General features: G+C 71.1%; 7 protein-coding genes and 1 pseudogene. 2 read left to right on the top strand and 6 right to left on the bottom strand.

Going from position 1 to position 11,460, the window contains the following annotated elements; translation table 11 throughout:
• Positions 1–825: 825 nt before the first annotated feature.
• A pseudogene (locus ACIOJE_RS38570) lies at positions 826–1,233 on the bottom strand (integrase); the annotation flags it as partial.
• Between the two features lie 557 nt (positions 1,234–1,790).
• On the opposite strand from ACIOJE_RS38570, the gene ACIOJE_RS38565 reads away from it, so the two are divergent.
• On the top strand, positions 1,791–3,875 hold the full coding sequence (locus tag ACIOJE_RS38565; RefSeq protein WP_400782949.1) for a HelD family protein: 2,085 nt from the start codon (positions 1,791–1,793) through the stop codon (positions 3,873–3,875).
• 103 nt (positions 3,876–3,978) lie between these two features.
• Here ACIOJE_RS38565 and ACIOJE_RS38560 read toward each other — a convergent pair whose 3' ends face one another.
• From ACIOJE_RS38560 to ACIOJE_RS38540, 5 genes are all read right to left on the bottom strand, one after another.
• Complete coding sequence (locus tag ACIOJE_RS38560) at positions 3,979–4,116, bottom strand: hypothetical protein (RefSeq protein ID WP_280685229.1); 138 nt, start codon at positions 4,114–4,116, stop codon at positions 3,979–3,981.
• Between the two features lie 50 nt (positions 4,117–4,166).
• Positions 4,167–5,264, bottom strand: a complete 1,098-nt coding sequence (locus tag ACIOJE_RS38555; protein WP_400782946.1) for an integrase core domain-containing protein — start codon at positions 5,262–5,264, stop codon at positions 4,167–4,169.
• Between the two features lie 459 nt (positions 5,265–5,723).
• On the bottom strand, positions 5,724–6,158 hold the full coding sequence (locus tag ACIOJE_RS38550) for a hypothetical protein (protein WP_280685227.1): 435 nt from the start codon (positions 6,156–6,158) through the stop codon (positions 5,724–5,726).
• Between the two features lie 486 nt (positions 6,159–6,644).
• Positions 6,645–8,150, bottom strand: a complete 1,506-nt coding sequence (locus ACIOJE_RS38545) for a serine/threonine-protein kinase (RefSeq protein WP_280685226.1) — start codon at positions 8,148–8,150, stop codon at positions 6,645–6,647.
• A complete protein-coding gene (locus ACIOJE_RS38540; protein ID WP_280685225.1) occupies positions 8,147–10,237 on the bottom strand; it encodes a serine/threonine-protein kinase in 2,091 nt (696 codons plus the stop codon). The genes ACIOJE_RS38545 and ACIOJE_RS38540 overlap by 4 nt, the downstream gene beginning before the upstream one ends.
• A 521-nt stretch (positions 10,238–10,758) precedes the next feature.
• Between ACIOJE_RS38540 and ACIOJE_RS38535 the strand changes: the two genes are divergently transcribed.
• Entirely contained in the window at positions 10,759–11,361 is a 603-nt protein-coding gene (locus tag ACIOJE_RS38535) for a hypothetical protein (protein ID WP_280685224.1), read from the top strand.
• Positions 11,362–11,460 lie beyond the last annotated feature (99 nt).

Genomic DNA, 11,460 nt, shown 5'->3' with positions numbered 1-11,460 from the left:
CTTCCCGCGTCCCTCCCTACGGAGCGTATGAGGCGACTCTGGGGCGGCGGAGTGATTCCGGCGAAGCCATCACGCGGCAGACGATCACCTGCTAGCGATCACGCCGCTGACCGGCACGAGCACCCCACCCTCGCCCCACGCTAGCCCCGTGACCTGCAACCTCAGGTTGGAAAATCCTCATTCGTCTCACGGTTTTCGCGGTTCGACAGCGAGGCTGGGGCCGCTCGGGGTCGTGAGCTGGCGCCCAGGGTGATCCTTCTGTGGTCATCTGTCGGATTTGTCGATCTCTGCGATGGGTTCGATGGTTGCTCGCCGTGATCGCAGATGCTGGTCAGGCGGTTCGCACTTGACGCATCTGCCATCGATCAAGTGCGCGCCGACAGGTCCAGCGGCTGCGCAAGCGCCCGATGAGTCGGGTGATGATGACGCAGCGCAGCTGGCTTCGTCGAAGGCGCGGCGCGGCGGAGGTGGGGGAAGCGCCTCTGGCCCGGCGGCAGGTGCTTGCGGTGGCGAACTCCAGAGCGCGTGGTTGCCATGTGTGTCGACGGGCTCGCGAGCACCCTTGAGGTGACCACAACGTGACCCTGAAGCCACAGCTCAACATAGGTGACAGAGTTATCGGCACCCACAGGGCTACTGCTGACCTGTTCCGGTACTCCGCCAGGGGGCGTGCAGGGCTCGCAGCCCATGGTGCTTTGATCCGCCCGCCGGCGCCTACTCGCCCGCGGCGGTGATCTGTTCGAGCACGTCCGTGTAGTGGGAACGCCGGTCGGGGCGGGCGTGGTCGGCTGCGTGCCGGAGGGCCGGGAGATGGTGCTGGTCTCAGATGAGGGCGCGGTCCAGCAGCTCTCGGCGGCAGATCTGTATCCATCGCTCCATGAGGGAGTTCATGCTCGGCATGCGGGCGCTGCTGAGCAGGACCTGGATCCCCGCGTCTTTGAGGACGGCGTCGAACAGTTCGGGGAACTTCTCGTCCCGGTCCCGGATCATGTAGCGCGCCCGGGAGCCGGCGTCCTCGAGGTCCATGACGAGGTTCTTCGCCGCCTGTGCCACCCAGGACGCGGTCGGATGTGCGGTGGCGCCGAGTATCCGGATCCGGCGGTTGGCGTGCTCGATCACCGCGAGCACGTACAGCCGCGCCCCGGACAGTGTGACCGTCTCGAAGAAGTCACAGGCGAGGAGTGCTTCCGCTTGGGAGCGCAGGAATGGCGCCCAGGTGCTGGAGGTCCGCTCCACCACGCCGAGCAGGCCCTCTTCGCCTACATCGAGGGGCTTCTGCAACCCCCGGCGCCGCCACCATTCGGCGAACGGCCAGCTCAGGCCGGCCGAGTCCGAACACCAGTACGCCGCGAAGACACCACAGAGCGTGCTCTACGCAGTCGCGCAGCTTGCAAGCCCACCAGTGTCTGTCGGACCCGGGCAACTCCACCTCGACTTCAACTCGATGGTGATCGCGGCACGGACGTCGCTCTCGACAGGCGGGAGTGCCACGGGTTCGCAGGCGATGCGCAGAAGGTGTTTGCGTACTCGGCAAGTTGCTGTGGGGTGTTGGCGGAATTCTTCGTGACCGACGGGCAGTTGCTGGCGTCGTAGCCCAGCCGATCTGGGCCGGTGCCAGTGAGCTGCCGCAACTGGCCGCTGTGGTCGGCCTGTTCGGTTCGCCGTCCCGACCGAGGGAGCCGCCCGCAAGCCACCCCTGACTGGGATTACTGAGTCAGTATCTTTACCCAGTTCGGTTATGATGCTTGCGTACTGCAGGTGAGCCCGTTGTAGGGGAAGGGTCGCGATCGATGACGTCGGAAGTCCAACACGTGGACACTGCACCGGAAACCGCGAGCCTCGACGACGAGTTGGAGCATGAGCGGGCCTATGTTGAGCTCTGCCGGGCGGCGATGGCGCGGGAGGTCGAGGACGCGAGCTACCAGGTCATCGCGGGTGAGGACGTCTCGGGCGACGGGGCGAGCGCGGAAGCCCTGGGCCGGTACCTGCGGACCCGCGCCAAGCAGATGAAGGAGCTGCCGGAGAGCCCATCCTTCTTCGGTCGTCTCGACTTCGACGACGCTCCGGAGACCGGCGACCACCGCAAGCAGCGCTACTACGTGGGCCGGCAGCGAATCTCCGAGGACCCGGCCGCGCCGCCCCTGGTGATCGACTGGCGGGCCCCGGTCTCCCGGGTGTTCTACCAGGCGAGCGCCCACGAGCCGCTCGGGCTCGCGCAGCGCCGCCGGTTCGGTTGGGCACCCTGGAGCCTGGGCACGCCGGAAGACCTGACAGGCCTGGAGGACGAGCACCTCGACCGCGCCGAGGAGAGCGGTGCCAGTGGAATCGTCGCCGCCGAGATCGAGCGTCCCCGCACCGGGCCGATGCGTGACATCGTCGCCACCATCCAGCCCGAGCAGGACGAACTGGTCCGGGGCGAGCTGAGCGAGTCCGTGTGCGTCCAGGGGGCGCCCGGCAGCGGCAAGACCGCCGTCGGCCTGCACCGCGCCGCGTACCTGCTCTACACCTTCCCGCAGCGGATCCAGCGCAGCGGTCTGCTGGTGATCGGCCCCAACCGGACCTTCCTGCGCTACATCGCGGAGGTCCTCCCCGCGCTCGGCGAGATCGACGTGACCCAGTGCACCGTCCAGGACCTGGCCGCCTCGCACGCGGTCGAGGCGGAGGACGACGAACGGGCCGCCGCGATCAAGCAGGACGCGCGGATGGCCACCGTGCTGCGCCGGGCGCTGTACGGCAGGATCCGGGCGAAGGACTCCGAGGCCCTGGTCGTCCCGGACGGCTCCTACCGGTGGCGCGTCTCCTCGGACGAGCTCGACCGGATGGTCGCCGACATGCGCGAGCAGGCGCCGCCGTACGCGATCGGCCGCGAGAACGTCCGCACCCGGGTGGTGGCCATGCTCCAGGACCAGGCCGAGCGGCGCTCCGGCATCAAGAACGGTACCTGGCAGCGGAAGATCGGCCGCTGCAAGCCGGTCGCGGCCTTCCTGGAGTCCGCGTGGCCGACCCTGCGCCCGGAGACCGTGGTGGCCGCGCTCCTCAGCGACCCGGCCGTGCTCGCCAAGGCCGCCGACGGTGTGCTCAGCCCCGAGGAGCAGGCGGCGATCCTGTGGCGCAAGCCGCCGCGCTCGGAGAAGAGCGCGAAGTGGTCCGAGCACGATCTGATGCTGGTCGACGAGGTGGCCGGCCTGATCGAGCGTCCGGCCAGCTTCGGCCACGTCGTCGTCGACGAGGCCCAGGACCTGTCCCCGATGCAGTGCCGGGCGATCGCCCGCCGCAGCGGCTTCGGTTCGCTCACCGTCCTGGGTGACCTCGCCCAGGCGACCGCGCCCTGGTCGGCCTCCTCCTGGACCGAGCAGCTGTCCCACCTGGGCAAGCCGCAGGCGTCGGTGGTCCCGCTGACCACCGGCTTTCGGGTTCCGGCCGTCGTCATGGCGCTGGCCAACAAGGTGCTGTCCGCCCTCGACGTGGACGTCCCGCAGGCCGTGTCGCTGCGGCAGGACGGTGAACTGACGGTCAGCCGGTCCGAGGACCTGGGGTCGGCGGCGGTGTCGGCGGTGCGCGCAGCGCTGGAGCGGGAGGGTTCGATCGCGGTGATCACCGCCGACAGTGCGGTGGCGCAGGCCGCCGCCGCGCTCCAGGCCGCCGGGATCGCCACGGCCACGTCCGAGGACGTCGGCACCACCGCGCGGGTGACGGTGATTCCGGCCTCCCTCGTCAAGGGGCTCGAGTACGACCACGTGGTCGTGGTGGAACCGGCCGCCATCGTGGAAGCCGAGCCGCGCGGACTGCACCGGCTGTACGTCGTGGTGACCCGGGCGGTCTCCCGGCTCGACGTCCTGCACTCCCGGCCGCTGCCGGCGCCGCTGGCCGGCTGACCGGACCGAGCGGGCCGAGCGGGTCCGAAGACGCCAGTGGCCCCTCTCGCTGAGAGGGGCCACTGGCGTCGTGCCACCGGGGTGCGTACGGGAGGCCGCTGGATCAGCGGGGCGCGGTGCGGGCGGCCAGTCCCTGCTCCAGCATCGAGAAGGCGTGGTCGGCGGTGGCGACCGCCTCCGGGTAGAGCTCGTCGGCGGTCGTCCCGCCCACGATCCGCTGCCGGTTGAGCTCCGCGAGCACCCGGTGGACGGCGATGACCTTGTTCTTGCCGAAAACCTCATCCGCCCTGATCAGGCTGCATGTCGGTATTCGTGGAGGAGGCCGCCGAGTCGGTCGGTTCGGCGTATGTCGAGGCTGGCGATTTGCTTGTGGTTGTCGATCGGGGCGGGAAGGGGGCAGAGGGGTCGGGCGTTCGCGATGCCCTGGTGCGGCCGGTGCTGGTTGTAGAACGTCTCGAACTCGCGGAGGGCGTGCAGGAGGTGGCGCTGGTCCCAGATCAGGGTGCGGTCCAGCAGTTCTCGCCGACAGGTCTGCACCCACCTTTCCATGGTGGAGTTCATCCTCGGCATGCGGACTCCGCTGAGCACGACTTGGATACCCGCGTCCTGCAGGACGGCGTCGAACAGGTCGGGGAACTTTCCGTCCCGGTCCCGGATTATGTAGCGGGCTCGGCAGCCGGCGTCCTCGAGGTCCATGACGAGGTTCTTCGCAGTCTGCGTCACCCAGGAGGCGGTCGGGTGTGCGGTGGCGCCGAGGATCCGGATCCGCCGGTTGGCGTGCTCGGTGACCGCGAGCACGTACATGCGGGCCCCGGACAGGGTGGCCGTTTCGAAGAAGTCGCACGCGAGAAGCGCGTCGGCTTGGGATCGCAGGAAGTCGGCCCAGGTGGTGGAGGCGCGCTCGGGTGACGGTGGGATGCCGGCCTCTTTCAGGATCTCCCAGACGGTGGATGCGGCCACCTTGACGCCGAGGACGAGCAGTTCACCGTGCAGGCGCCGGTAGCCCCATGCCGGATTTTCGGCGGCCAGGCGCAGGACAAGGGAGCGGATGGCGCGCACGGTGCGCGGTCGGCCTCCGCGCTTGGGCCGGGACTGGGTGGCGTGACGGTGGGCGATCAGATCGCGGTGCCAGCGCAGCACGGTGTCCGACCGTACCAGCAACCGTATCCGATGCAGCACTTGTGTCGGCAGACCCTGGAGCAGGGCTGCCAGGAAGGCCCGGTCGCTCGTTTCGAACCGCACCCGCTGTCCGCTCAGCTGCCGCTCCAGCACGGTGATCTGATGGCGCAGGGCGAGGATCTCCACGTCCTTGGCGCGGTCGCTCATCGGCAGAAGTCGCAGGATCGCGAGCGCGTTTGTCACACCCAGGTACGCCAGTCGCAGAAGCACGGTCGGTCATCATGCCGGGAGCATGGCGACTCTGCCAGAGCGCCGGCTCGACCGACGAGGGTCGGCACTTCTCTGCACTCTCGCGAGTGCTTCTCACCAGGGCGGATGAGGTTATCGGCAAGGGCAGGGTTGCCGGTGTACAGGCGGTGCAGGGCGGCGTCGAAGCCGGCCCGGCGCTCGGGGTTCACGATGCTGGTCCGATCCGTCGTGTCCTCGGCCGGCCGGAGGGCGTACGACTGTCAGGCGAGCGGAAGAGGTCACCACGGACGTACGAGGGTGGTGCGGCGGGTTGCGGTGCGGCGGCTCTGTCCCCGCCAGCGTCCGCAAGGCCGGCCGACGCCCGGAGAAGGGCTCCCCGCCGGAGCCTGCGCCACACCATGCCGTCCCAGCGCCAAGCCGCGCAAGCGCCGGCGGCCGAAGTCAACCGACCGGGCGACCGGACCCCGCGGCAGGACGGTCTCAGGGCGTGCTGCGGCCGATCGCCGCCCACGCGCGCATCAGCTCGGGATTCCACATCGTGAGGACGGCGGGCGCGGGCGCCGCGAACCCGACGACCTCAACCACGGTGGCCGTCACCGCCATCAGGGCCCCACCGGCGCAGACCGGCGCGTGGTGTCTGGCAACCAACCCGAAGTTCAGGACGGCGATACCGACGGTGGCGACGCCAAGGCCCGCCCAGCACCACGGCAGCCGCGGCGCGCCGACCGTAAGGAGCGCGAGGAGCGCGGTGCCCACTGCCAGCCCGGACGGCAGCACGGTGATGAACAGCGCGCTCTCGCCCGTGCCGTCCAGGGCCTCGTGGCAGGCGGCGGACAGCATCACCCAGCTCACCACCGCGTAGCCGGCGAGCAACACCGTCGCGGGAGTGGCCAGGACGGGATGCAGCGGCGTCATGACCGTGCCTGAACGACCGGATCCGGACCCGTCGGCCATCACCGCTCGCCTGCGGCAACAACAGCGGCGAGGCGCAGGTTGGCGGCGGCCCGCCCCGGACGACGGAGAGCAAGCGACATGTCGGCCATGCTGGCGGGCACGGCCGCCGAAGCGGATGCGCCACACCCGCGGCCCACCCGGACGAGCGGCCGGCAGCAGGGGATGTTGACAGCACGCACCCGCCGCGCGCGGCCCGCGCCGACATGCGGTGTCCCGGCCCGCCGGCCCGTCCACCCCTGCGGTTCGCGGCGCGGGTCGGGTCGGGAAGGCCGGGAGGTCGGGCCGACTGGGTGGCAGGCGGATCTGCGGAATCGGCTGGTCGACGGGCGGCGACCAGCCGGTACCGGCCGCCGATCGTATGCTCCTGCTGCCCGTGCATCGCTTCCCCCGTGCTCTTCGTGTCCTCTGCGGCCCCGGTGCCGCGGCGGGCGCGGGGCTGGTCGGTTGTCAGGTGGTCTGTGTTCCGCCAGCCAGTTTGGGGGCCAGGTCCTGGGCGAAGCGGGCGCCGATGATACACAGCCCACCGCCGCCCGGTTCGGATTCGAGGACGGCGGCGTAGCCGGCGGGTGTCCGCCAGCCGATTTCGCACCGGTCCTCGTCCTGGTTCGCGTAGGCCGCGGCGGAGGTGAGCCCGTCCAGGTGCAGGTTGGCCGACTCCTTCGGTGTCTTGCGGTCGGTGATCAGGTGGAAGGGGGTGGTGGAGTAGGCCAGTGTCATGGTTCTGTTGTTGTCCACGGTGGCGGCGCCGACTTTCCAGGTGCAGGTCTTCACGCGGTTGGAGCCGTTGGTGAAGCCGCCGGCCTGCCCGACGCTGGTGAGCTGGTGGTCCTGGATGAGGGTGTAGTTCGTGACGTCGCACGGGTCCCCGCTCCACGCGGCGGCCTTCGCGCTCATCGGCGACCCGGACGCCCCTTGGTCGCTGCCGGTGTCGAAGGGGTGCAGGAGCGCGACGGCGGCCCAAGCGGCGGCGCCGACGGCCAGCGTGGCGGCCGCCGCCACCGGCACCACGCGGCGGCGCCGCACCGGCTCGGACTCCGGGCTTGAGCCGGGCCCGGTGCCGGACGGTTCGGAGTTGCGTTCACGCAGGACGAGGGTGGCGGCGCGGCGCTCGCTGATCATCGCCGTGACTCCGGCGGGCAGCCACTGGGTGTCGTCGGCGGAGGTCGCCAGGTGTCGCAGCGCGTCGGACACGAGCGGGCGCCTGCCCGGCTCGGGGGCGAGGCAGATGCGGATGAACGCGGCGAGTTCGCCCGGCACCCCCTCCAGGTCCGGGGGCTCATGGATCGTCCGGTACAGCACCACATCCGCACGCCCCTGCCCGAACGGGCTGCGGCCGGTGGCGGCGTAGGTGAGGACGCAGCCGAGCGCGAATACGTCGGAGGCCGGCCCGGTGGGCTCGCCCCGGGCCTGCTCCGGTGACATGAAGCCGGGGGTGCCGATTACCGCGCCGGTGTGCTGGCCGCTGTCGAGGGCACGGGCGATCCCGAAGTCGATGACTCGCGGGCCGTCGTCGGCGACGATGACGTTGCCGGGCTTCAGGTCCCGGTGGACCAGGTCGGCGGCGTGGATCGCGGCTAGGCCCTCGGCCAGACCGGAGCCCAGCACCCGAAGAGCCCGGTAGGGCAGGGGCCCGGTGTCACGGACGACCTGCTGCAGCGACGGGCCGGGGATGTATGCGGTGACCAGCCACGGCCGCACCGCGTCGGTGTCGGCATCCACCACCTGCGCGGTGTAGAAGCCGCCGACCTTCCGCGCCGCCGCGACCTCCAGGGCGAAGCGCCGGCGGAAGTCGGCGTCGTGCGCGAGCTCGGCGGCCACTACCTTGACCGCCACCAGCCGCCCGCCCGGCGACCGGCCGAGGAACACCTCGCCCATCCCGCCCCGGCCCAGCCGCCGCACCAGCTCGTACGGCCCAACCTGCCGCGGATCCTCCTCGCCCAGCAGCTCGATCACCCGATTGACCACAGCTGGATGGCGCCCAGTAGCTCGCCGGTGTCGGTGGTCGCCGCCAATTGCTTTCCGTCCGGACCGAACGCCACCTTCCCCCCGCCACTGCGCCCCGTCGGAACCGCCGTCCCCTTGCGGGAGGCAAGGTCCCACAACGTCACCCCACCACCCGTCGAGCCGGAGAACGTGGCGCCCGCCACGATCTTCCCGTCGGGGCTGACCGACACACCCTGGTAGTGCGAGTTGACGTCGGCCAGGGTCGCGGTGAGCTTCCTACTCGCCATGTCCCACACGGCGACGCCGCCGAACGAACCGACCAGCGTCTTCCCGTCCGGGGTGAAGTCCAGCGAGGTCACCCCAAATGGGTCGGTCTTGTCCAGGGCGAGGGTGGCAACCGGGGAGAAGGAGGAGGAGACGTCGAAGAGGTCCACCGCACCCTTCAAATCGCTGCCGTAGCCGACGGCCAGGGTCCTGCCGTCCGGGCTGAACGCGACACTGCGCGCGGCACCCAGGGTGCCGTTCGACCCGGGCCCGACCACCAGGGAAGCGACCTGCTTGCCGGAAGCCACCTCCCAGACCACCGCCGTCCCGATGCTGTCGCGCCCGTCCCGGCCGAGCGCGACCAGCCGCCCGTCCGGACTGAACGCCACCGCGTACGGCTGCGCCAGGCTGTGGCCCTGGGAGGCAGCGACCACCGTGATCACCTCCTGGCGGGAGGCCGCGTCCCACACCGTGACGGCCGCCCGGCCGGTCTCACGGTCCTTATCGTTCTTGCTGCGCAGGTCGGGGGGCAGGGTGTAGCAGGCGGCGAGGAGGCCGCCGGTGTAGGAGAAGGTGACGGCGTTGGCGTCGCCCAGGGCGCGGGCCACCGCGAGGACACCTACCTGCTTCCCCGCGACCGGGTCAATCAGGACGACTTTGTTCAGCCCGCCGGTCGCCAGGAGCTTGCCGTCCGGGCTGAAGGCGACGCCCTCGCCGTCGCCCTGCTCACGGCCCACCTCGACCAGCGGTCCCGCCGTCAACTTCACCACCCCCGGCCCGGAGCCGGCCTCGGACCCGTTGCCGTTCGCCCCGTCGGAGGAGCCCGGGGTGCCGGTGGTCGGCCGGTCGTCGCCGGAGGCGGCCCAGATCCCGACCGACACCCCGACGGCCGCGAGGGCGGCGGCACCGGCGACTGCCAGCAGCGCCCGCCTCCCCGACCGCACGCCGGTCCCTCCGGTGTGGGTGCCGGCCTCCGCCTTCCGCTCCCCGACCATTTCCACGAGGGTGGGCGGCAGCCAGTCACCCGGCCCCGGCCCCGCCAGGCTCCGCACCACCTCGCCCAGGTCCGGCCGCGCGGCCGGGTCCTTGGCCAGGCAGGCGCCGATCAGGTCGAGCAGCGGGTACGGCACCCCCGCAAGGTCCGGCTCCTGCGTCACCACGCGCAGCAGCGCGTCCGACCCGAGTCCGTCACCGAAGGTGTTGCGGCCGGTGGCCGCGTACACCAGGACGGCGCCGAGCGAGAAGACGTCCGACGCTGCAACGGCCGCGCCGGTGCGCACCTGCTCCGGCGCAAGGTAGACGCCGCCGGGTGCCGCAGCGACCGTCCGGGACGGGTGGGCGGCGTCCCACAGCCGGGCGAGCGCGAAGTCGGTCAGCCGCGGACCGTCGTCCGCGAGGATCACATCCCCCGGGGTGAGACCGCCGTGCAGCAGGCCGGCCGCGTGCACACGCGCCAACGCCTCCGCCAACCCGGACCCCAGCGCCCGCAGCGCCTCCTCCGGCAGCGGCCCGTGCGCTGCCACCGCCTCCCGCAGCGACGGCCCCGGAATGTACGCGCTCGCCACCCAGACGAGGTCGCCGTCGGCGGCGGCGTCCACCACCGGCGCCGTGTAGAAGCCGCTCACCGCACGCGCGGAGGCGGTCAGCTCCGAGAAGCGGCGCCGGAACTCCGCATCGGCCGCCAACTCCGGGGCAACCACCCGCACCGCCACCAGTCGGCCACCGCGGGAGCGACCAAGGAACACCGTCCCCAGCTCCCCGTCACCGAGCCGCCCGACCAGCCGGTAACCGCCCACCTCACTCGGATCGCCCGCCCGCAGGGGTGTCGTCATCGCCGTTTCCTTCCCGTCCATCCGTGGCGCCGAGGTCCCACGGCCGCCACCCCCCGTGGTGCCATGCCGATTCGGCAGCTCGGGCGTCCGGCCAACCTACTGCTGTGAAGTCCGGGTCGTGGTCAGTCTCGCCTGGACGTGGGCAGCGCGTTGGGAGCGCGTTGGGAGCGCGGTGAGCGTCGAGGGCGCCCGCGAGGAGGCCGGCCGTGGTCTTCACGCCCTCGGCGTACTCGGTTTCGTCCAGCTCGCCGCCGAACGGTGTCACCGGTCCCCTGGAGATGACGAGTTGGCAGGCGTCGGACGACAGCTCGACGGTGAGCGGCGTGCCGGGGAAGACCCCCTGCTCCCCGAGACCCCGGCCGGCTGCGCCACCGCCGGCACGGTGCCGGCCCGCCCCCCCCCGGCTGATCTTGAGTTGCCCCGCGCGTGACGTCCCACAGGGTGCGCCTCGGCACTACTCAGCCGGCTCTTGAGTACGTCCACTCATGAATCCCTGCCCGCCACTTCCTACCGTGAGCTGCATGGACACGAACGCGACTCCCGCCCACCCGCCAACCTCGGGAAGCCCGAACTGGGCCACCATCTGCGGGATCGTGGTGACCGTCCTCACTGCCCTGCTTGTCCTGGGCGGCATGGCTCTGGCCAAGTTCGAGGACAGCCTGACCCAACACGGGTACCTCAAGAACTCCGGAAGCGTGGCCGAACCCCTCCGCCCGAGCGCGACCGCCCGCTACGACGACGGCCTGACGATCACCGTGAGCCGACCCCACCGGGAACCCGACAACAGCTTCCGCTTCACCATCACCTACGACAACTGCACCGACAAGGAACTGCGCCCGGGCGGGAAAACCCCGGACACCAGCGTCGGCACGATCGGCGACTCCGCTCCCATCGTGGTCCGCGCGGGAAAACCCCTCGACTCCGACATCTCCAGCTCCGACGTGATCTTCCTGGACCGGGCCGAGACCGTCAGCGCTCTCATGCCGCCCCTCGGTGAGGGCCAGAAGCGCACCGTGCCAATACGGGTCAAGCCCGGCACGGCAGGGAACCCCGTCACGCTGGAGGTCCGCCCGTCGTCCGCCGGATACCGCGAGATCGCGTACTGGCAACTCGATCTGAGCTGATACCACCTATGGATACCCGGAGCAGCTGGGGGCTGTGCGTGGCTGGCGCAGCTGAACGCAGCACTCGCCGGGGATGGAAGCGAGGACGGCTTCGACGCA

It is taken from the genome of Kitasatospora sp. NPDC087861 (genome assembly GCF_044742585.1).
GTDB lineage: Bacteria > Actinomycetota > Actinomycetes > Streptomycetales > Streptomycetaceae > Kitasatospora.
This window is presented reverse-complemented; position numbering and strand designations above follow the sequence as displayed.

Excerpts from the sequence above, each read along its gene's own strand:
- ACIOJE_RS38565 (WP_400782949.1), top strand. The coding sequence starts at position 1,791 with ATGACGTCGGAAGTCCAACACGTGGACACTGCACCGGAAACCGCGAGC.
- ACIOJE_RS38550 (WP_280685227.1), bottom strand. The coding sequence starts at position 6,158 with ATGACGCCGCTGCATCCCGTCCTGGCCACTCCCGCGACGGTGTTGCTC.
- ACIOJE_RS38540 (WP_280685225.1), bottom strand. The coding sequence starts at position 10,237 with ATGACGACACCCCTGCGGGCGGGCGATCCGAGTGAGGTGGGCGGTTAC.
- ACIOJE_RS38535 (WP_280685224.1), top strand. The coding sequence starts at position 10,759 with ATGGACACGAACGCGACTCCCGCCCACCCGCCAACCTCGGGAAGCCCG.